The following is a 21,832-nucleotide window of genomic DNA, read 5'->3' as shown; positions in this document are numbered from 1 at the left end:
CACGAAAAAGGAGTAGCTAGATAGTAGGTTAAGGTCCCTAAGGGACCTTAAGATAGCGAAAGTGGCAGAGTAGGCGGTTGAAATGGGCGGTGGTGCAGAAGTTAAGGTCCTTGAGGGACCTAAAGCGAGCAAAAAGAGTAGCTAGTTATGCAGTTAAGGTCCCTTAGGGACCTTAAGAGATAGAACCTGCGGGTCATCAGTGGGCGGCACTAGGCCCACGCGATGACCTATTTCTTTCGGTCATCCCCCAAGTGCTGGGGGATGGGCGGGCGGGGTAGAGGGGCGGAGAGAAAAGGTCATTCTGGAGAAATGAAATGTTCGCCTTTGCAGACGAATTCTAACGATCTATCGTTATAATTCAAAGAATTCGTCTGCAACAGCGATCGGAAGAATGACCTTTTCTCGCAGCCTTGCCCTTCCCAATAGTCCTATCATCACCCAGCACTTCCCTCCTATTTTTATTAAGAAATTTTTATGCACGGAACTTTTCTCCCCTTCTAATAGTCTATAATAGATAGATTAATAGATTAGGAGAGTTGCTATAACGATGAGTAAGGTACATAACAGCAAAGTCCGGCAGGCGGGAAGTCTAGGCAAAAAGATCGCGGTTGTCGTAATCGGTGGCACATTGCTGGCTCAGCCAGTCTCGTCAGCTATTTCTTATGATTGGAACCCGTTCCAAGCAGGCACAGCGGCTGCTGCTACGGCAGAGCCATCCCTCAAGCTTCTCCAGCAGTCCTATATTACGGCTGGCGCGCAAAGAATGGACTATCTCTGGACGACAACACGCAGCGGCAAAGCTGCTCAAGCGAATATTCATGTTATTCAAGTGGATTTAACCAATCCTTATGTAAACTTGAACACGATGAGCGGCAAGAACAATACCGTAGGCAAGCTGAATACGGTTATGAATATGACGAAAGAGAACGGCGCGGTTGCGGGCATCAACGCCGATGTGTTTATCACAACAACGGAAGGCTCGCCAATGGGCGCGCAGGTTACAAGCGGAACGCTTATGACAAGCCCGATGCAAATCAAGGGCATGTATGCTTTTGCCGTGACAAAAGACCGTAAGCCGGTCATCGACAGCTATACCTTCGACGGTAAAGTAACATCCGCAGACGGCTCCAGCTTTACGCTGGCAGGATTGAACCAGTCTGCTTACATACCGGAGGGCGGCTCCTCGAACTACAGCCACCTTAACGCTCTCTATATTTACAATAGCGCCTGGGGCGGCGCGGAGCGTCCCAAGAATTCGTCTACAACTCCAACGGAAGCACTTGTCGTAAACGGGGTTGTTCAGCAAGTCTCGGACGGCAAGCCGTTAACCGGGACGATCCCGGCAGACGGTTATATCCTGCGCGGCCACGGGACAGCGGCACAATTTATTCTCGAGCATCTGCAGGTCGGCCAGTCGGTAACCTCCGATTACTCTCTTGTATCCGCTGCATCCGGGCAAAAGGTCGATCCTTCGTCCTTTGAAATGCTGGTAGGCGGACATACGATTCTCGTAAATAACGGCGCAGCTGCATCTTTCTCCCGCGATATTACCGGCGTAAGCGGATCCTCGTACGTATCCCGTACGGCGGTTGGTTATTCCCAAGACGGTACAAAGGTCTATCTGATTACAAGCGAGGACTATGCTGACAGCACGGGGCTGAATCTGAAAGAATTGCAGCAGGTGATGGTGAAGCTTGGCGTGTACAAAGGGATCAATCTCGACGGCGGCGGGTCAACAACAATGATTGAGCGCCCGCTTGGCGAGACTTCGCTTCGTCTGGCTCATTCGACGCAATACGATACCACGCAGCGCAGCATTGCCAACTCGATTGGCGTGTTTACAACGGCGCCGCAAGGCAATCTGAAAGGGATTACGATTAGCGGTTCGAACGTTCTTTTTGTCGGACAAAAGGCAACCTTCTCGGTTAAAGGCTATGATACATATTACAATCCCTATACGGTAGACGGAACGAATGCAAGCTGGAGCAGCACTACGGGTGTTGGCTCGTTCAGCGGCAATACGTTTACGGCTTCCAAACCGGGTTCAACCAATATTACTGTAAAATCCGGCTCTGTGACGGCAACTTATCCGGTTGAGGTTATCGGCAAGGATCAAATTGCGGAGCTGAAGCTCGACACGGCGGCTGGCGTCCTGTCGAAAGGCGCAACGGTGTCCATTCCGGTAAAAGTCACCTTGAAAAACGGCAAAACCTACAAGCTGACTGGCGACTCGCTGCAATGGGAGTTCACAGGTTTTACCGCAACGACAAGCGGCGACACGCTGACGGTTAACTCCGTCAACTCCGGTGCGACAACAGGCTACGCGATTGGCCGTTACGACGGCTATCCGACGATGATTCCGTTCACGCAGGGCGGTTCCGAGAAAACGTTGGAGACATTCGAAAATGTAGCCTACGGAATTAATACGCAGGTTACGCCTGCTGCAACAACAACGGGCAGCGTGAAGCTGGTGACGGACCTGCCGGGTCAAACATCCGGCAAAGCGCTGCAAATTTCCTACGACTTTAGTGCCGGAACCGGTACAAAAGCGGTGTACGCGCAGTTCAACGGCACCTCCGGAAAATCGGTGGACGGCTCGCCGGTATCGATGACGATGGACGTATACGGCGATAAGAGCTTGAACTGGCTGCGCGCCGAATTTGTGGATGCCAACGGCACAGTCCACCTGGTGGATCTGGCGAAGCAGCTCGACTGGACAGGCTGGAAATCGGTTAAAGCCGACTTGTCCGCCAAAGGAATGGCTTATCCGGTTAAGCTGAAACGCGTTTACGTGGTTACAACGCCGGACGGCCAGGATGAGCGTGCCGCAACCGGCGCGGTAGGCATCGATAACATTAAGCTGCAATATGCGGCGTCGGCGACAACGCCAACCAAAGGCCATATCGAAATGACGATCGGCAAAAAGTCGGCGGTCTCCAACGGTAAAACGATCACCATGGAGGTCGCTCCGTTTGAAACGGGCGGTACGACTTATGTACCGATTCGGTTTGTTACCGATGCGATGGGGGTTACCCTGAAATGGGACAATAAGCTCAATCGCGTGACCGTTCTGAACGGTTCGAAAATGCTTGAAATGGTCATCGGCAAAAAGGAAATTAATATCAACGGCGCGCTCTCCCAGACGGAAGTAGCTCCGATGATCAAGAACGGAAGAACGTTAATTCCGATCCGTTTGGTTTCCGAAAAACTGGGTCTAAAGGTCACCTACGATAGCAAAACGAAAAAGATTGCCATCGATTAATGGTGGACGAGCGGCAACCAACCTGTGTTATGATAAAGGGGAATAGCCTTTAACAAGGTGAAACGGCCTCGCTGTCCTTGGGCAGCGGGGAGAGTTTCATTCCGGAGAATTCTAAGCGCTATTAATAAGGTGAAACTTATATATTCTTAGAATTTGAGAAAAACTTCTATCGAAGTACTTCGAAGATGAAGGGCCGCGTTTCAGTGGTAGTTTTTATCCCCAATCAGAAAGCTGGTTTTCGAGTTTGAAACTTATACTTTCTGATGTGGTAAGAAAGGTTGCCGATTGTTTTGGACCAGCACATAGTCGATATTAATAGAGTGATTACGAATGCAATCTCCGTGATGGAGGACAGCAAACTTCAAATCTACGAAATATGCGAATCAGCGCGCCAGGAGTTGGAATCTCTTGGCCAGGAACTTGAAATTGTTCTTGCCGAAACGTTAACGACAATCGAAAGAGTAGACCAGCTGGAGCAGGACTACCGGCGCGCCCGCATTCGGCTGACTGAAGTTAGCAAAGACTTTGTTCGATATAAAGAAGAGGACATCAAAACCGCTTACGAGAAGGCGACTCAAATTCAGCTCGATTTGATGGTCTACCGGGAGAAGGAAGCCTATCTGAAAACTCGCCGGGATGATCTGCAGAAGCGGGTCCGCAATGTCGAGAAGTCGATCGAGCGGGCGGAGACGATTGCCTCGCAAATTAATGTCGTGCTCCAGTATTTGTCCGGCGACCTGAACCAGGTATCGCGTATATTGGAGTCGGCGAAGACGAGACAGATGATAGGTCTTAAAATCATCGTAGCGCAAGAGGAAGAACGGAAGCGGATTTCGCGGGAAATTCACGACGGACCGGCTCAATCGCTTGCCAATATCGTGCTTCGAACAGAAATTGTGGAAAGAATGCTACTAAAGAAGGAATTTCAAATGGTGCAGGACGAATTATTAGATCTGAAAGGTCAAGTTCGTTCCGGACTGGAGGAAATACGAAAAATTATTTTCAACCTGCGTCCGATGGCCTTGGATGATTTGGGTCTTGTACCTGCACTTCGCAAGTTCGCTCATGACTTTGAAGATAAGACAAAGATCCGGACAATCTTTGAGCTTAACGGTAAAGAAGTCAGGATGCCGTCAGCCATGGAGGCTGGTGTTTTTCGTCTAGTTCAGGAAGCGTTCACCAATGCGCAGAAGCATGCAAGAGCATCCTTTGTTACGCTGGAGGTTGCTTTTACGACAGAGACGGTCACGATTACGATCGTGGATAACGGTATTGGATTCCAGAGCGAGCAGACGGAAGCCCATGCTCAGAACAACTCTTCTTTCGGCTTGATTGGCATGCGCGAGCGTGTAGATCTTCTTGAAGGGAGGATGGAAATCGACTCAAAATTAGGACAAGGGACGAAGATTATAATCAACATCCCAATTTCAGTAGAGAGTAGAAAGGAGTAAGATGACGATGAACCAGGCTGCGCCGGCAAGTAAGCGCAAGATTAAGGTATTGCTTGCGGATGATCACCAACTTTTCCGCGAAGGACTTAAACGGATTTTGAACATGGAAGACGATCTCGAAGTAATTGGGGAATGCGGAGACGGCATACAAGTGCTCGAGTTTTGCAACCACACGATTCCAGAAATCGTGTTAATGGATATCAACATGCCAATCGAGAATGGCGTTGTAACGACCGAGAGGCTGAAGACGATTTTTCCCGATGTAAAAGTTATTATTTTGTCTATCCATGATGACGAAAGCTATGTATTCGAGACGCTCCGCAAAGGGGCCACCGGTTACTTGCTGAAGGATATGGAAGCGGAGTCGCTCATTAACGCGATCCGTTCCGTCGTGAACGGTCATGCCTATATCCATCCGAAGGTGACTGGCAAGCTGATTAACCAGCTGCGCCGCATGACTTACCTGGATGAGATGGGTGTGATTTCGGGCGCTGCGGCTGGCATGGAGCCAGGCGTGAAGTTCGTAGCGGGCGAAGACAATCCGCTGACTCGCCGCGAGGCGGAAGTGCTGCGTCTTATGGCGGAAGGCAAGAGCAATAAGATGATTGGCGAGTATTTGTTTATTAGCGAGAAAACCGTTAAAAACCATGTCAGCAGCATCTTGCAGAAGATGGAGGTTGACGATCGCACGCAAGCGGTTATCCAATCCATTAAATATGGCTGGGTAACGCTGTAGCCGGGCTAGCTTCATTCACACGCGAAGGGTGCTTGGCTTAACCGGCGCGCAGGAGGCGAGGGGCTCGATCGAAGGCAGACCAAAGCTGCATGCGAGAGGCAGGAACCCGGTGAAAAGCGGCCCGCCATCAGGCGGCCGAAGTCAGATCAGGTCTGGTTACAGGTGCATAATAGAGTCCCGTGTCGTAGACGCGGGATTTTTTGTGTTTTCTGGGGGTAGGAGGGGGTTAGGTCCCTCAGGGACTTTAAGGTTGACGAAGTGGCAGTATAAGCTGCTGAAATGGGCAGTGGGGGGACCTTAAGGTTGGCAAAGTGGCAGTGTGAGCTGTTGAAATGGGCAGTGTCGGGGGAGTTAAGGTCCCTGAGGGACCTTAAGAGTGAAAAAAGAGTAGCTATTTGGTTGATTAAGGTCCCTGAGGGACCTTAAGGTTAGCGAAGTGGCAGTATAAGCTGCTGAAATGGGCAGTGGCGCGAGAGTTAAGGTCCCTGAGGGACCTTAAAGGCGGAAAACGAGTAGCTAGTTGGTTGATTAAGGTCCCTGAGGGACCTTAAGGTTGGCGAAGTAGTAGTATGAGGCGCTCAAATGGGCAGTGACGGGGAGTTAAGGCCCCTGAGGGACCTTAAAGGCGGAAAACGAGTAGCTAGTTGGTTGATTAAGGTCCCTGAGGGACCTTAAGGTTGGCGAAGTGGCAGTATAAGCTGCTGAAATGGGCAGTGGCGCGTGAGTTAAGGTCCCTGAGGGACCTTAAAGGCGGAAAACGAGTAGCTAGTTGGTTGATTAAGGTCCCTGAGGGACCTTAAGGTTGGCGAAGTAGCAGTATGAGGCGCTCAAATGGGCAGTGACGGGGAGTTAAGGCCCATGAGGGACCTTAAGAGTGAAAAAAGAGTAGCTAGTTGTTGATTAAGGTCCCTGAGGGGCCTCAAGGTTGACGAAGTGATGGTTACATGTGCCGATGTTGAGAAGTCAGAGTATAGTAACGAACTCGAGAGGTGCCGCTTGATGCTGAGGTAAGGAGTTTCTTTTCAACTAACTCTCGCAAACGTGAACGGGCTGCCTTATCCCCAACCTGAAGTAGATCCTTGACCTCCTTTGGGGAAATACGATTCTGTGTAATGGACATGTAGCGCAGGATCTCTTTTTGCTGAAGGGTAAGATTTGTGTTAGGCGTGAGACTTAACAGCTTGCCGAACAACTGCTGAAGGAATTGCTGGCATTGGCGCGGCTTGCTCCTGACGTCGTCATAGGAGAAGCGGATCACAATCCAGCCGTCCAGGATGAGATGGTTTTGACGCATGAGGTTGTCCGCGAACTGTCTATGGTCAGCATCCCGAAAGTGGGGGCCGTAGCCGTCAATCTCGATGCAAATTTTGTAGGGCTCCCGCAGATACGCATAGTCTAGAAATCTTGGACCATCCTTATAGTCATCTACCTCGTATTCTGCGTGCAAATGATCTAGCTGTCCAATAGCGGGCAGCCAAACCTGCTTAAGAAATAAGTCCTCGGCATGACGCTCCTCGGATAATCTGCGTTTACGTTCGCTGCCCCCGGATTGAAGCTGAGATTGTAACCATTGCTCATAGAGGGCCTCGAGTGCCTGAACCAAAATAACCACTCCTTCGACAAATAAAAAAGCACACGGCTCTCCCGTTGGATACGGAATTAGAGCGGTGTGCTTCAACGCTTGAATGTATTTGTATTTATTTTACAATAAACGCGTCGGCGTGTCGATCACACATTTCGTCCCTTCTTGTCCTAATGTCCGTAACCACTGGGCGCATAACGGCATATATTGTCACAAAGAGGAGGTGGCCGACCTGATTGCGATTTTTCTTCTTGTGATAGGCTGTTATGCTTTGGCCGCCGCATCGGTGCATGTGGCTTACAGGCTGGGGCGAGGCAAGACGCGCGAAAGCAAGCATTATATTCTTGTTGCCCATGATCAGCATATGAAGATGGAAATGTTTTTACGCCAATTTTCTTCGTATTCGCGCAGAATGGGGACGGATGTCCGGCTGACGGTTGTCGATAATGATTCGGCCGACCAAACCGCTCAAATTGTAGACCGGCTCCGGCGGGAGAGCGGGAATGTTACGGTTTTTGCGGATGAAGGTTTGAAGGATCGAAAGCGCTCTCAATCGGGTGAAGATTCAGCAGGTCTTATATGGATGCTTAGAAACGAAGGGATCGTAAACAAGCCGGATCAGGCGATCCTTGTTGATTTGCAGAATCCGTCGGATTTGTCGAAAATGCCGTTTTGAGCTATAATGGAAGTTAATTGGAAGCGCGGAGTGAAGCACACCCCGATGATGCAATGGCATCATTGAGGTGTGCTTTTTTTGTGCGCATGCGGGGAGGAGAACGATTGAAAGCCTTTGTGTATGTTGTTCGTATCGGCGGGGAATGGTCTGCTAAGATGACGGTTGCGCCAGAAGTGGACCGGTTGTTCTGGATGGAGGAAGGGTTAGCTGAAGCCGCTAGCTTAGTAGATGGACGTCTTAAAGGGATGGAAAGTAAGGAGGCGCGGAGTGAAGCGGTGGAAATGAGGTTAAATGGGGAACGAGCGGAAGAAGGATGGCTGTGGGAGGAGGCGCTTCCTTTAGGGGATGCGATTCGCTGCGTGGAGCTTTGGGATGCTGGAGCTGCCCGGGGTGAGTTGGGCAGCGTGGGTGCAGGGCCGCTGGCTTGGCTTGCGGCCTGCGTGGAGCAGGCGCGCCGCGAAGCTGGCGCGCCAATGGAAGCGCCTGGCCCGCAGGCTGCTGGCGATGCCAGCCTGCGGGCCAGGCGGTGGGCGCGAGCCGCCGCTGACGCGGGCGGCTCCAGCCCCGGCACCGCGCGCGCTGCTGCTCGCGCGCGGGAGGCCCTGGCGGCCGCTGCGCAGCAGGCCGCCGCGGCCATGCAGGGCCGTGCGCTGCTTCGCAGCGAAGCGCACGCCCTGCTCGAGGGCGCCGCCGCCGATATGGGCGGCGCACTGCAGTTGGCGCAGCTGCTAGGCTGGCTGCGCCTCGCGGGCGCTGTCGCCGCCGAGCACGGCCGGCGGCGGCGCGAGTGCCGCTGCAGGCGATGCGGCAGCGGCGAAGCGCACATGCACCGCACGCCTTGCGCAGCGTGCGGGCGCATGTGCGCCTATTGCTCGGCATGCCTCACCATGGGGCGCAGCCGCGAATGCGAGCTGCTGGTGCTTGGCATGCCAGCACCACTATTAGAGGCCGGCTCAAATCCGGCCGACCTGAACAAGTGGCGGCTAAGCCCAGCGCAAGCTGCCGCCACGGAATCGGCGCTTCAGTTCATCAAAGCCCCAAATACGCCAGACCAGCCTCATCACAACAAGGAGTTCCTTCTCTGGGCCGTCACCGGAGCCGGCAAGACGGAGATGATCTTCCCGCTAGTCGAGTCGGTCATCTCTCGCGGAGGGCGGGCGCTGATCGCCACACCGCGCCGGGATGTTGTTATCGAGCTTGATCCCCGTATCCGCAGGGCGTTCCCGCAGGCACGGGTAGTCACTTTATACGGCGGCAGCGAGCAGCGCTGGGAAGCCGGGGACATTACGCTGGCAACTACGCATCAGTTGATGCGGTTCTATCAGGCCTTTGATCTCGTCATTATAGACGAGCTTGATGCGTTTCCTTACCACGGCGACCCGATATTGCATTACGCAGCGGACAAAAGCCGGGCGCCGCATGCCCCAAAGCTGCTTCTGTCAGCCACACCGCCAACCGAGCTGCAGCGGCGGGTCAAATCCGGCCAATTACCCCATGCCAGGGTCCCCGTCCGCTATCATCGTCATCCGCTGCCCGTTCCGGTCCTGCTTCGCACACCGTCCGTCGCAAAGCTCCTTCAGACTAGAAAAATACCAAGAGCGCTGCTTGCCGCTCTGAATCAATCGCTAACAAGAGGCGCCCAACTATTCGTTTTTGTTCAGCGAATCTCACAGGTTGAGCCGATGGCTAAGCTGCTGAGCGCGCTGCTTAAGCAGTCTGCCGTCGAAGGGACCTCGTCCCAGGATCCGGATCGGGCCGACAAGGTAAGCCGATTCCGCAAAAGCGAAATTCGCCTATTAGTCACCACGACCATTTTGGAGCGGGGAGTAACCATTCCACGCAGCGATGTGTATATTCTGGACGCAGACGGGAGGTTGTTTGATGAGGCATCGCTGGTTCAGATGGCGGGAAGGGCCGGACGCTCGGGAGAAGATCCGAATGGCTTTGTCTATTTTTGCGGCAGGGAGCGTACCGGCGCTCAAGCTGCAGCCGTCAGCCAAATTCGCGGAATGAACCGCATTGCCCGCAAACGGGGATACCTGCTTCCGGAGGAGCAGGTTCGCTCAAAGTGGTGGAGCAGATTATTCAAGCGATCCTAATAACCTTCCTTCGATAGGCTTCATCTTTCTTCTCATAGCTCGTTGCCTTACACCTATCCACCAGCTGTTCTTTTCATCAAATTTCAAGAACAACACCGGCAAAGGAGGCCACTCATGCATGCGGCAATTCATCAAACAACTATTCCAACGCTCCACCTCCGAGCTGCGGCACACTTTGCATTTTCTGAACCCCAGCTCGGGAGTTTGTCCCTTTTGCGGAAAAGGATTAAAGCAGGCTTCGTCAGGCCCATCATCGCCTCAAACCGATAGCAGGAGAACGTATCTATCCTATCTCCCAACCTCTTTTACCCATTCAGTCTGCTCCCCTTGCCTTGCGTCCATTCCGTGGCTTACCCCAATCAAATGCCGCATTTGCGGCAGGGGGATATTTTGTCCGGACTGCGTCCGCCGAACGGATGCCATGTTTATCGCGAACCGAAGCGCCGTCCAGTACAGCAGCGAGATGAGAGAGTGGCTGGCTCAATATAAATACCGGGGCAACGAGAAGCTGGAGCCGCTGCTCGCCCGGATGATGCTTCCGGCATTTGAAGCCATCACGAAGGAAGCGGAAAAACAAAATTTTTCTACGCATCCCCCAACAATCCCGCTATGGGATGCGGTCACCTTCGTGCCGGTCAGCCTGGAGCGGGCAGAGGAGCGGGGCTTTAACCAGGCCGAGCGGTTTGCCTCTATTTTGGCCAAGCATCATGAGCTTCCACTTTATGATCTGCTCGTCAGGGAACGGCATACCGAAAAACAAAGCTTTAAGTCCCGTTTGGAGCGAATGAAGGATACGCAGCGATTGTTCCATGCCAGACCGGATACAATGGCGCTTTTACAAAACAATGTCCATATGTCCCGGTCTATCCGTATTCTTCTCGTCGATGACATCTACACAACCGGCAGTACAGTTGGGGCTTGCGCGGCAGCGCTGCATCGGCATTCCGAGGTTCCTCTCGACATTTATTCGCTTACATGGGCCAGATCCTAGCAACGGAAGATCTTTTGCAAGATTAGTAGTGAAAAAACTCCCAATATCCGTTAAAATAACCGTAACAACCTTTTGATTGCTGGAATGGGGAATCGATGATGAATGTAGAAAATTGTCCTCGGTGCGGTAAAATTTTTGCGAAGAACTTTCGCGATGTCTGCCCTGCATGTATCCGGGAAATTGATAAAGAATACGAATTGTGCTCCACTTACTTGCGTGAGAATAGGGGCGCTGTTATTACCGAACTGCACGATGCAACCGGCGTTCCGATTAAACAAATTACGAAGTTCATTAAAGAGGGCCGTATTTCGCTTCTGAACGCCCCTAATCTTATGTATCCTTGCGAAGTTTGTGGTACGCTCATCCGTGAAAATAACATTTGCGGCAACTGCCGCGCGCGTCTGATCAAGGACACTCAGCACATGCACGAGGATGAAGCTAGGAACGCAGCTCTTCGCGCCAATGAACGCGTATCGTACAAAGGTATCGATAAATATAAAAACAGGTAAAATTAATATTTGGCCCCATAACTTGGCCTATTCATTTTCCAACTGGGTGAACCGATAATACTGTTAAAGGTTATCGGTTTTTTCTATTGTGGAACCAAAGAGGTGATTATTCATGAAGATAAATGAAACGAATCGGATCGGCGCATACAACCCCTACCAGAAGCAAATGGAACAGCGGATAGATGGTGCAAATAAGAAGAAACAGAAGGATATCGTAGAGATCTCCGCGGAGGCAAAGGAAATGCTCTCTACCAGCCAAACGAACAATCCTGAACGGCAGAAACGCCTGGAAGAATTGAAGCAATCCATTTCGGCGGGAACCTACAAGGTAGATGCCGGCAAAATCGCAGACAAGCTGCTTCCATACCTGAAGGGATGATCCGTAGATGAACGAACATATCAGGCAGATTCTAATCACCCTGCAGGAGCTGCTGGATGCGCACCGTGAGCTTATCCGGCATGCCAACGAGAAGACGGAAGCCATCCGCTTGGAAAATGTGGAAGCGGTATCGCTTATTACGAGCCGCGAGAAAAAAAGCGTGCAGCGTATTGTCGACCTGGAACAGACCCGTCTGCTTCAGGTTGGACGGTTTACGGTTGAACAAGGCCTTCGCAATATGCGTTCCCTGAAGATGGAGAAGCTGATTCAGATGGTCTACCATGCGGAGCAGAAGCTGGAGCTTCAGCATATGTGGCGGGAGCTGTCCGCTGCGATCAAAGAACTTCAGGACGTCAATACGTTTAACCAGCAGCTGATCCGGATGAATCTGGACTATCTGCAATTCACGCAGGACCTGCTGCTTGGTGCCCCGGAGGACGAGGTTACCTATCACCGCGCCGTACAAGGAATGAATGTGCAGCGTGCTAGTCGCTATAATCTCAAGACTTAAGAGAGAGGACAAGATACGATGACATCAACATTTCATGGTCTGGAGACCGCGAAGCGGAGTATTTTCACGACACAAACGGCGCTGAACACGACCGGTCATAATATATCCAATGCGAATACGGCCGGCTATTCCCGCCAGCGGGTTAACTTCTCGGCTACTCGTCCGATTGAAGCTTACGGTCTTACGCATTCTACAGCAGCTGGCCAACTGGGAACCGGCGTAGAAGCGGCTTCCATTACGCGGGTAAGAGACAAGTTCCTCGACAGCCAGTTCTACAGCGAGTATAAGTGGCTTGGGAATTATACGGTTCAGGCAGACACGCTCGAGAAGCTGGAGACCATTGTGAATGAGCCAAGCGACACGGGCCTACAGACCGTGATCTCGAATTTTTGGAACAGCTGGTCGGATCTCAGCAAGACGCCTGAGAGCGCGGATGGCCGCGCCGTTCTGGTGGAACAGACTAAAGCGATGATGGACGCTTTTAACTATACATACAAACAGCTTAACGATTTGAAATCAGACTTGACGGAAAATGCCCAAATCAACCTCGACAACCTTAAGTCGGTTTCTAGCACCATTGCCAACCTGAACGGACAAATTCAGCGTATTGAAGGCATTGGCGATGACGCTAACGATTTGAGGGACCAACGTGACAAGCTTGTAGACGAGTTGTCCGGTCTGGCGAATATCAAGGTGTCTGATTTATCTGACGGTTACACGATCACAATGGGCAATGTCACTTTGGTAGCGGGTAAATCCGCGGCAGGGTCGCAGGGATTAACGCTGGACGATATGACAACCGCAATTAAAAACGGTGATCTAAATAACGGCGCTATTTACGGCACAATTCAATCGCGAGATAAATATGTTCAAGGCTATGTAGACCAGTTGAACCAAATGGCCAATACCATTGCCAATGGAGATATTGAAGTTACGATTCCGAAAGGCTCCGTGCTTCCGGAAGGTACCGTGCTTAACGGAGTTACTTATACAGGGGCGAACCGTACGCTTACGGAAGACCTGAAAGTAACGGTTCAAGGTCTAAACGGCTTGCATCAGCTCGGCTATACGATGAACGGGGAGCAAGGCGAGCCGTTGTTCACCGATGCGGACGGCAATACGGATAATTTAACAGCGGCGAACATTCAGCTCAATCCAAAGATTGCAGCGGACCCTACTCTGCTTGCAACCTCTATGAAGGTGACCTTCAACGCCGATGGCACGGAGACGGTCGTATCGGGTAACAACTCGATGGCCGTTCTGATGTCGCAGGCAAGGGACACGAAGTTTGCTTTTGATGCTACGGACAAAAATACGATCAACGGATTCTTCCGTGCCGTAGTTGGCCAATTAGGCGTGCAGTCCAAGGAAATGCAGCGGCTGCAAACCAATCAGCAAACGATCGTAGATCAGGTGGATTCCCGCCGTATGTCAGTGAGCGGAGTTTCCCTTGACGAAGAAATGTCCGATCTCGTGAAGTTCCAGCATGCCTATAACGCATCCGCACGCGTGATGACCGTTATTGACGAGACGCTGGATCGTATTATTAACAGCATGGGCCGCGTCGGCCTGTAATCTACTAGATAAAGCCGGAGGTGCAGCCACATGGCATTACGCGTAACGCAAAGAATGATGTCTTCCCAGATGCTTGGCAACATAACGAACAATCTTAACAGTATGAATAAGCTGCAAAACCAACTCGCTACAGGAAAAGCGATTAATAAGCCTTCCGATGATCCCGTTGGGATTACATTTGCTTTGCGCTATCGCGGCGAGATTTCTTCCAATGATCAATACACATCCAACTCGAATTCCGCATTATCTTCCCTAGAGTATATGGATACGACAATCGGACAGGCTACGGACATCGTTCAACGGTTCCGTGAGCTAATCGTTAAGGGTGCAAATGGAACGTTGGAACAGACCAGCATGACCGCAATTCAAACAGAAGTATCGCAGTTATACAATCAAATGGTGGAGATTGGAAATAGCCAATTTAACGGAAAGCAAATGTTTAATGGCGAGCAGACAGGCGTTAAGCCTTACTCAACCATTGGCTTGGATCAAGCGCTTGATCCGTTGGCTGTTCCTCCTCAAACAAAAGCGTTCAGCAACCAGACTGATACCGGAAGCATCAAATACGAGCTGTCTCCTGGAATGACCATGGATGTAAACATTACCGGCAATGACGTTTTTGGTAAGCCAGTAACCGATCCGAATGACACAAGCAGTGACAATCTTTTCCAACTTATGCATCGGGCTTATGATATGTTAGGTTCAGGAGATCAAGCAGGCCTTAGTAACCTACTTGGTCAAATCGATACCCGAATGAACACGATGCTAACGGCAAGAGCTCAAATCGGAGCGAGGGTTAACCGTGTAGAAATCGTACAAGGCAGACTTTCCGATGTGGATGTCAATCTCCAGCAGATGCAGCAAAAAGTAGAAGACGTCGATATGGCGGAAGCGATCACGAACATTACGACTTTAGAGAACGTATACCAAGCCTCCTTATCGGCCGGAGCTAAGATCATTCAACCTAGTCTTGTTGACTTCCTGAGATAGGGTGGTTTCATGGCGATTGGACAGATTCAGATTCACCAGCAGCCTGCCCTTATCGGGATTCAGGTAAGGCCGGCGGAGCAGCATATTGAACAGCCACAGGCCACTATCGATATGCGTCAGATTCCGGCAAAGCTGTCGATCCAGCAGCCTATGGGGGTTCTGGAGGTAAATCAGGAGCGGGCATGGGATGCGCTTGGTTTGGCGAATAACCTAGAAGTATCGAGCAGAATTTATTCGCAAGCCAAAGAGATTGCGCTGCAAGGCGTTGCCCGCCGGATGGAAGAAGGGCGGCAGCTGGCGGATATCGCGCATGTGAAGAGTAATCCTGTAGCAAGCTTGTCTAAGGACTGGCGAATTGAAGGGCCACCGATGCCCGTTACAGGGCCGGCGTCTATTGATAACGTGGATTTATCTTTTACGCCCGGCAAAGTGCAAATATCTGTTGAACAGGGTGGTGTCGAGCTTAATGTCACGCCTAACCGCCCCATTCATGAATATACACCGGGTAAAGCGGAAATTTATATGAGGCAATACGCATCCGTGCAGATTACTCCGCCAAGCATCGACACGGTTTTATAGGATTTTACATTGTTCATAGAATTAGGTTTAATAACTATAGGCCTTATGCGTATCTTTATACGGGGCCTGTAGTTTTCTTTTTATATACTGAAGACGAAGAGGGGATTCGATTGACTACATACCAGTTCGATAACGGAATACCGGGATTTGAACATCTGAAGCAATTTGTGTTGTCTGAGGTTGAAGGGGAAATGCCTGTTAGGCTGATGCAATCCGTGGAGGATGAGAATATAGCGTTCCTTATAGCCAGTCCCTTTTACTTTTATAGAGAATATGAATGGGACCTGCCCGATTCGGTCGTACAAGAGCTAGAGCTTAACGAAGAGAAAGATGTTGAGATTTGGTCGGTTATTACTATTAATAAAGATCCGAACAAATCAACGATTAATTTGTTGGCGCCAATTGTATTAAACAAGAAGACAAAGCGCGGCAAGCAGCATATTATCCATGATCGAGCTTATAGCTCAAGAGCACCATTATATCAAGCCTAAGGAGGAGCGTTATGCTCGTATTATCTCGTAAGACGGATGAATCGATTATGATTGGCGGCAATATTGAAATTGTCGTGCTTGGCGTCGAGGGCGAGACGGTAAAACTGGGTATTCGCGCCCCCAAGGATGTTGAAATATTTCGCAAAGAGCTGTATATGAACATTCAAGCTTCTAACCGGGAAGCGGCAAGCAGCTTGCTTGCTATTAATGATGTTGTTCAGCTGCTGAAACAAAATCGTTCAGACAAATAAAAAAAGAACAAAATAAAATAGAAATTTTTGTTTTTCCTCTATAAAAAATCCCGAATGCTGTCGATATAATAAATAAGCGCGGGGGAGGGGCGGCCGACCCTTTCACCGTAAGCTTCCGCAAGGATGCGGAACTAACAGACATTCAGGGAGGAAATAACAATGCGTATTAATCACAACATTGCAGCTCTTAACACTCTGAGCTCGCTGAACAACGCTTCTAGCGCTCAAAGCAAATCGATGGAAAAACTGTCTTCCGGTCTTCGTATCAACCGTGCTGGTGACGACGCTGCTGGTCTGGCAATTTCCGAAAAAATGCGCGGCCAAATCCGCGGTCTGGACCAAGCTAGCCGTAACTCGCAAGACGGTATTTCCTTGATTCAAACAGCTGAGGGTGCTCTTAACGAGACTCACTCCATCCTGCAACGTATGCGTGAGCTGGCTGTTCAATCGGGTAACGATACGAACACAGATACAGACCGTAAAAACCTTCAAGACGAAATGGACCAACTTGGTAAAGAAGTTGACCGTATCCGTGATACGACTCAATTCAATACGAAGAACCTGCTTGACGGATCGTTGGACAAAACAACTACTGCTACAGCAAACGTTAACACTAATACTTCCCTCGGCGGAACGACAGCAGCTGCTACAGTCTTGACGGCTTTGACTGATAAGAACGGTAATAACCTGGGTATCGCTGCGGGCGATACAATTGAAGTTTCCTATGTAATTAATGGAACAACTAAGACAGATACAATTACTGTGTCTGGTACTTCTGCTGTATCCGACCTTTACGGCGGAACAAATGCTGCGGCGGATATTACAGGTGCATCTGCGGCAGGTTCGATAACATTCACTGCTAAAAATACTGGTTACAACAATGCAATCAATGGTTTGACATTGACTGTAAAAGATAGCACTGGCGCAGTTAAATCTGGAGCTTCTAACGCTCTTTCCAGCTTCACCGAGACAACTGCTGCGGCAGTTGATCACGCTGATAGCCAAGCTACTTTCCAAATCGGCGCTAACAGCAACCAAAACATCCAAGTGTCTGTTAAAGACATGGGTGCATCCGCACTGGGTGTTAAAGACCTGAAAATCGGTAACCAAGGTCAAGCAAACGTTGCAATCAAAGCAATTGACAATGCAACTCAAAAAGTTTCGGCTGAACGTTCGAAACTGGGTGCTATCCAAAACCGTTTGGAGCACACAATTAACAACTTGAACACTTCTTCCGAGAACCTGACTGCTGCAGAATCCCGTATCCGTGACGTTGATATGGCGAAAGAAATGATGGAGCAAACGAAGAACTCGATCCTTGCTCAAGCTGCTCAAGCTATGCTTGCTCAAGCAAACCAACAGCCGCAAGGCGTGCTTCAACTTCTCCGTTAATTCTTAACTATAGCGGAATAAAAAGAGACCTTAGGCGACTAGGGTCTCTTTTTTATAGGTTTACTTGCAATATGCCTATAATATTCAGATTTTATAATGCCGATATAATAGGTAATATCAATCTGGCAGGAGGAAAATTCGGATGAGTTCAAATCTATCTATCTCAGGATCGAATTTTCCATCGGAACGAATTCCAGCATCAGATGCACCAAAGACTACTCCAAGTAAAGAAGTGTATGCGGAAACTTCGGTACAGATGGAAGCGGCTGCTCAAGGATCGCGAACCTATACCAGCTTTGAAGATGTGAAACTGGCAGAGCAGCAGGGAGAAAAGATTAGCGTAGGTGAGCAGCAGTTATTTAAAAATATTGAACAGGCTGTTAAAGCTATGCGTGGAAGAGCAACAGAGCTGCAATTTGATGTGCACAAACAAACCCATCTTGTCGCGGTGAAAGTGAAGGATAAAGAAACGGGGGAAGTATTACGAGAGATCCCGCCGGAGAAGTCGCTTGATTTTATTGCGAAACTATGGGAAATGGCAGGATTAATAGTTGATGAGAAAAGGTAATGTTCAGGAGGGGAAATGATGAGCACGTTACGTGTAACCGGTTTAGCCTCACCCATCGATTATGAGAGCATGATTACAAAGTTGATGGATGCCCAACGCGTACCACTGGATAAACTCAACCAGAAGAAACAAATTAACCAGTGGAAGCAGGATGATTATCGGGCAATCAACAATAAGATACTAGATTTTAAAAATGCTGCATTCGATATGAAGTTGCAATCCAGTTATTTGACGAAAACGACCACTTCCTCGAATGCAAATGTAGCTACAATAACAGGCACGGCAACGGCCATTGAAGGTACGTATACTTTGCAGGTTCAACAGTTGGCAAAAGCGGCAACGCTCAAAAGCGGGACCTTAACGGGATCAACCGTTGGCAAGGATACAACAATTACTGTTAATGGGGTTAATGTTGAAGTTAAGAAAGATGATACCTATCAGGATCTTGCCAACAAGATCAATGCTGAATCCGTAAAAACAGGGGTAAAGGTAGCCTATGATTCTACCTTGAAGACAATGTTCTTCTCTTCTACCAAGACAGGCGCGAATGCGGGTATTGATATGAGAGGTACGGATGTAGGACAGATTTTAGGTTTAACGACAGGAACTACTACAACTGGAGATAAGACACCATCAGATACTTCGTTATCCTCTTTAGTAGGTAAAACATTTTCAATTACAGTGCCTGGAGTAGCAACTCCATTCAAGTATGAAATTACTTCGGCATCAACCTTTGGTGATTTGGTTTCGAAAATGAATGAATCGCTAAAGAACACCGGAGTTTCCTTGAAAGTAGACTCAAATGGCAAGTTAAACATTTTTAACCCGGATAAAGCCAATCCTATTGACTTTAATACGGGCACTGACACAGGAGTATTAGATGCTTTAGGCTTAGCTGGTGCAACAACGGAAGCATCAATTTACAGACAAGGTCAAAACGCTAAAGTATTATTTAATGAAGTACCAGGGGAATACGACTCAAACACCTTCACAATCGCCGGTCTCAGCATTACGGCGAAGTCGGAAGGACCCGATGTAACGAACATTGGCGTTACACAGGACGTTGATTCTGTTTTTAATAAAATCAAATCCTTCGTAGATAAGTACAATGATCTGATCAGCTCCATTAACTCCGAGTTGTCGGAGGAGAAGTATCGCGATTTTGCTCCGCTGACCGACGCTCAGAAGAAAGATATGAAAGATGATCAGATTAAACAATGGGAAGAAAAAGCCAAAAGTGGTATGTTAGCAAATGATTCCGTGCTTACAAGCGGACTTTATTCGATGAGGCAAGCCTTATCTTCCTCTGTTAGCGGCCTAGCATCAGGACAATTAAAGAACCTGTCCGATATTGGAATTTCGAGCTCACTAGTTAGTGGTTCGGCTGTTAGCGGCAGTTATTTGGATAAAGGTAAGTTGTATATTGACGAAACAAAACTAAAACAAATGATCGCTGAGAAGCCAGATGAAGTTATGGCTTTGTTTAACGCAGATGATAAGGATAGTAAATCTACTGCTGGTGACGGTGTTGCAACACGGTTGTACAATCAAGCAAACGCCATATTTAGTCAAATCGTTGATAAGGCGGGTACAAGCGCATCCGTTAAAAATAAGTACGTTTTGGGTAAAGAATCACTAGACCTGGACAAGCAGATCTCTGCTCTCCAAACCCGTCTCGACGACATGGAGACCCGCTATTACAACCAGTTCACGGCAATGGAGAAATACATCAGCCAAATGAACTCGCGCAGCTCGAGTCTGGCATCACTGCTCAACTCAGGAGGTTAAAACCTATGCAATACCAACCGCGCAATCCATACATGCAGACATCGGTTCAGACGGCTAATCCGGCTGCTTTGCTTATTATGCTTTATGACGGGGCGATTCGTTTCTGCCGTCAAGGCATTGAAGCTCTCAAAGAGCAGAGGAATGCGGATGCCCATACGAGTCTCATGAAGACGCAGGATATCATTAGCGAGTTTATTATTACGCTGGATCGCTCCAATCCTGTTTCGGAAAGCCTGCTGCTGCTTTACGACTACTTCAAACAACGGCTAATTGAAGCGAACACTCAAAAGAACGCCGAACCGGCCGAAGAGGTGCTTGAACACCTGATCGACCTGAAGGCGACATGGGTAGAGGCGGCCAAGCAAGTCAATCAAATGGCGGGACAAGCTAATGGAAGCTCTTTTACAGCGACTCATTCAACTGTCGTCTAATTTGGTTGAGCGGTTGGACAGCGCCGATCTGGAACAGTTCGACGAATACATGCAGCAGCGAGAAGAACTGTTCCTGGAGCTGGAGCAGCTGGTTGTCCCGGCGGAGCAAATGGCCATGCTTCGGCTGGAAGCGGACCGGTTAATTTCCGTCGAGTCCGTGATCGTTGCGAGAATGGTTACTCTTCGTGACGAAGCGAAGCAGCAGTGGGACAAAATCCAGCAAGGACGCCGTTCCCAGGCAAGATACGACTCTGCTTACGGCGGCGGAGACAGTCTCTTTTTTGACGCAAAAAGGTAGATTCTGAGGGAACCGGCTGCGCCTTACATCTGAGGCGCAGCTTACATTTTGCGGGTGAAATATAAGTGATTTACCTAGAAAAACTTGTAAATTCTTATATTTCAAAAATTATGAATTCGCTTACATGGAAATATTGACAATAGTGTGTCAATGATGGTATATTCGACTTGTGGGCCATAACATAACTAAGACGCCTCACAGTATTTGAAGATGAAGGGACTGTTTATGTATGCAAGGTAAAGTTAAATGGTTTAACGCAGAGAAAGGTTATGGATTTATCGAGACTGAACAAGGCGGCGACGTATTCGTTCATTTCTCCGCAATCCAAGCTGAAGGCTTCAAAACGCTCGAAGAAGGCCAAGCGGTTGAATTCGACATCGTAGAAGGCGCTCGCGGTCCACAAGCTGCAAACGTAGTCAAACTGTAATCATCTAGGCTGACTCATTCAGCCACATTATATGGTTCGATTGACAAGTGCCTATTCTAAGCTCCGGGAAACCGGGGCTTTTCATTTTTTTATCCCCCTTTTTCAAAAGTCATGATCCATAGCTTGCCTACATATTAATGAAGAAACAGATTCGAATCGTTCCTCCAAAAATATTATCTGAAAATTCACAATAAATAAAAAACTATTTTGAAATAGGCATCGGCATATGTTATAATAAGAATACGTAAAGGAGGAATGCCCCATGAAATACATCATTCGAGGTCATCGTTTTCAAGTGACAGAAGCTTTACGAGAGTATGCTGTGAAGAAGATCAGTCGATTGGAAAAGTATTTTGAAGCCCCTGCCTCCGAAACAACCGTTACGTTGTCCGTTACTAAAGGTAAACACGCGGTAGAAGTAACCATCCCGCTGGTCGGCGTTATGCTGAGGGCGGAGGACAAGAGCGAGGATATGTATTCCTCCATTGATGTTGTGGTGGACAAACTGGAACGTCAAATTCGCAAACATAAGACCAAGATCAACCGCAAGTTCCGGCAAGATAGCGGCGTAAAGGCTCTGTTTAAGGAAAGCGTTAGCCAAACGGCCGTATCCGTTATGGATGAGGAAGACGAACTCGAGCTCGTCCGTACGAAGCGTTTCATGCTGAAGCCGATGGACGTCGAGGAAGCGATCTTGCAAATGAACATGATCGGACATAACTTCTTTGTATTTTCCAATATTGATAATAAGGAAGTGAACGTTGTTTATAAACGAAGCGACGGGAAATATGGGCTGATCGAGCAAGAATAAAAATCTGAAACCCGTAATCATTTCTGCATTAATAC

22 protein-coding genes are annotated in these 21,832 nt (G+C 49.1%); 21 read left to right on the top strand and 1 reads right to left on the bottom strand.

Features of this window, described 5'->3' with window-relative positions:
* The first annotated feature begins 547 nt into the window (after window positions 1-547).
* The 3 genes from WFK81_RS15830 to WFK81_RS15820 all read left to right on the top strand — a co-directional run bounded on the left by WFK81_RS15830 (window position 548) and on the right by WFK81_RS15820 (window position 5,449).
* Window positions 548-3,262 carry a stalk domain-containing protein gene (locus WFK81_RS15830; protein WP_336787380.1) on the top strand — a complete coding sequence of 905 codons (2,715 nt, stop codon included), beginning with the start codon at window positions 548-550 and terminating at the stop codon, window positions 3,260-3,262.
* A 290-nt stretch (window positions 3,263-3,552) separates the two neighbouring features.
* A complete protein-coding gene (locus WFK81_RS15825; protein WP_336787379.1) occupies window positions 3,553-4,713 on the top strand; it encodes a sensor histidine kinase in 1,161 nt (386 codons plus the stop codon).
* 7 nt (window positions 4,714-4,720) lie between these two features.
* Window positions 4,721-5,449 (top strand): response regulator transcription factor, encoded by a 729-nt coding sequence (locus WFK81_RS15820; protein WP_336787378.1) that lies wholly within the window; start codon window positions 4,721-4,723, stop codon window positions 5,447-5,449.
* A 940-nt stretch (window positions 5,450-6,389) separates the two neighbouring features.
* Here the strand turns inward: WFK81_RS15820 and WFK81_RS15815 are convergent.
* Window positions 6,390-7,127, bottom strand: coding sequence for a DNA-binding response regulator (locus WFK81_RS15815; RefSeq protein WP_336787377.1), 738 nt, complete (start codon window positions 7,125-7,127; stop codon window positions 6,390-6,392).
* 43 nt (window positions 7,128-7,170) lie between these two features.
* On the opposite strand from WFK81_RS15815, the gene WFK81_RS15810 reads away from it, so the two are divergent.
* The 18 genes from WFK81_RS15810 (at window position 7,171) to hpf (ending at window position 21,797) form a co-directional block, all read left to right on the top strand.
* Window positions 7,171-7,707: a hypothetical protein gene (locus tag WFK81_RS15810; RefSeq protein ID WP_336787376.1), complete on the top strand. Its 537-nt coding sequence runs from the start codon at window positions 7,171-7,173 to the stop codon at window positions 7,705-7,707.
* 104 nt (window positions 7,708-7,811) lie between these two features.
* Window positions 7,812-9,806: a DEAD/DEAH box helicase gene (locus WFK81_RS15805; RefSeq protein ID WP_336787375.1), complete on the top strand. Its 1,995-nt coding sequence runs from the start codon at window positions 7,812-7,814 to the stop codon at window positions 9,804-9,806.
* Between the two features lie 421 nt (window positions 9,807-10,227).
* Window positions 10,228-10,797 carry a ComF family protein gene (locus WFK81_RS15800; protein ID WP_336787374.1) on the top strand — a complete coding sequence of 190 codons (570 nt, stop codon included), beginning with the start codon at window positions 10,228-10,230 and terminating at the stop codon, window positions 10,795-10,797.
* 98 nt (window positions 10,798-10,895) lie between these two features.
* Window positions 10,896-11,306: a TIGR03826 family flagellar region protein gene (locus tag WFK81_RS15795; protein ID WP_336787373.1), complete on the top strand. Its 411-nt coding sequence runs from the start codon at window positions 10,896-10,898 to the stop codon at window positions 11,304-11,306.
* A gap of 112 nt (window positions 11,307-11,418) precedes the next feature.
* Window positions 11,419-11,685, top strand: coding sequence for a flagellar biosynthesis anti-sigma factor FlgM (flgM, locus tag WFK81_RS15790; RefSeq protein ID WP_167201353.1), 267 nt, complete (start codon window positions 11,419-11,421; stop codon window positions 11,683-11,685).
* 7 nt (window positions 11,686-11,692) lie between these two features.
* Entirely contained in the window at window positions 11,693-12,196 is a 504-nt protein-coding gene (locus WFK81_RS15785; protein ID WP_336787372.1) for a flagellar protein FlgN, read from the top strand.
* Window positions 12,197-12,214: 18 nt separating this feature from the next.
* Complete coding sequence (gene flgK / locus WFK81_RS15780) at window positions 12,215-13,771, top strand: flagellar hook-associated protein FlgK (protein WP_336787371.1); 1,557 nt, start codon at window positions 12,215-12,217, stop codon at window positions 13,769-13,771.
* A gap of 30 nt (window positions 13,772-13,801) precedes the next feature.
* A complete protein-coding gene (gene flgL, locus WFK81_RS15775; protein ID WP_336787370.1) occupies window positions 13,802-14,761 on the top strand; it encodes a flagellar hook-associated protein FlgL in 960 nt (319 codons plus the stop codon).
* A gap of 9 nt (window positions 14,762-14,770) precedes the next feature.
* Window positions 14,771-15,340, top strand: a complete 570-nt coding sequence (locus WFK81_RS15770; protein ID WP_336787369.1) for a DUF6470 family protein — start codon at window positions 14,771-14,773, stop codon at window positions 15,338-15,340.
* A 110-nt stretch (window positions 15,341-15,450) separates the two neighbouring features.
* Window positions 15,451-15,831 (top strand): flagellar assembly protein FliW, encoded by a 381-nt coding sequence (gene fliW, locus WFK81_RS15765; RefSeq protein ID WP_336787368.1) that lies wholly within the window; start codon window positions 15,451-15,453, stop codon window positions 15,829-15,831.
* An 11-nt stretch (window positions 15,832-15,842) separates the two neighbouring features.
* The gene (csrA, locus tag WFK81_RS15760) at window positions 15,843-16,082 is read left to right on the top strand and encodes a carbon storage regulator CsrA (RefSeq protein ID WP_336787367.1); all 240 of its coding nucleotides are present in this window, start codon (window positions 15,843-15,845) and stop codon (window positions 16,080-16,082) included.
* Between the two features lie 159 nt (window positions 16,083-16,241).
* On the top strand, window positions 16,242-17,474 hold the full coding sequence (locus tag WFK81_RS15755; RefSeq protein ID WP_336787366.1) for a flagellin N-terminal helical domain-containing protein: 1,233 nt from the start codon (window positions 16,242-16,244) through the stop codon (window positions 17,472-17,474).
* 142 nt (window positions 17,475-17,616) lie between these two features.
* The gene (locus WFK81_RS15750; RefSeq protein ID WP_336787365.1) at window positions 17,617-18,042 is read left to right on the top strand and encodes a flagellar protein FlaG; all 426 of its coding nucleotides are present in this window, start codon (window positions 17,617-17,619) and stop codon (window positions 18,040-18,042) included.
* A gap of 18 nt (window positions 18,043-18,060) precedes the next feature.
* Window positions 18,061-19,830 carry a flagellar filament capping protein FliD gene (gene fliD / locus WFK81_RS15745; RefSeq protein WP_336787364.1) on the top strand — a complete coding sequence of 590 codons (1,770 nt, stop codon included), beginning with the start codon at window positions 18,061-18,063 and terminating at the stop codon, window positions 19,828-19,830.
* Between the two features lie 5 nt (window positions 19,831-19,835).
* Window positions 19,836-20,261, top strand: a complete 426-nt coding sequence (fliS, locus tag WFK81_RS15740; protein WP_336787363.1) for a flagellar export chaperone FliS — start codon at window positions 19,836-19,838, stop codon at window positions 20,259-20,261.
* A complete protein-coding gene (locus WFK81_RS15735; protein ID WP_336787818.1) occupies window positions 20,221-20,559 on the top strand; it encodes a hypothetical protein in 339 nt (112 codons plus the stop codon). Before fliS ends, WFK81_RS15735 begins: the two co-directional genes overlap by 41 nt.
* Window positions 20,560-20,788: 229 nt before the next feature.
* The gene (locus WFK81_RS15730; RefSeq protein WP_015847290.1) at window positions 20,789-20,986 is read left to right on the top strand and encodes a cold-shock protein; all 198 of its coding nucleotides are present in this window, start codon (window positions 20,789-20,791) and stop codon (window positions 20,984-20,986) included.
* A gap of 262 nt (window positions 20,987-21,248) precedes the next feature.
* Entirely contained in the window at window positions 21,249-21,797 is a 549-nt protein-coding gene (hpf, locus tag WFK81_RS15725; RefSeq protein WP_336787362.1) for a ribosome hibernation-promoting factor, HPF/YfiA family, read from the top strand.
* Window positions 21,798-21,832: the final 35 nt, after the last annotated feature.

Origin of the sequence: Paenibacillus sp. MMO-177 (assembly GCF_037147795.1) — a bacterium.
In the GTDB taxonomy this organism is placed as follows: domain Bacteria; phylum Bacillota; class Bacilli; order Paenibacillales; family Paenibacillaceae; genus Pristimantibacillus.
The sequence above is the reverse complement of the archived record's forward strand: the minus strand, read 5'-3'. Positions and strand labels throughout refer to the sequence as shown.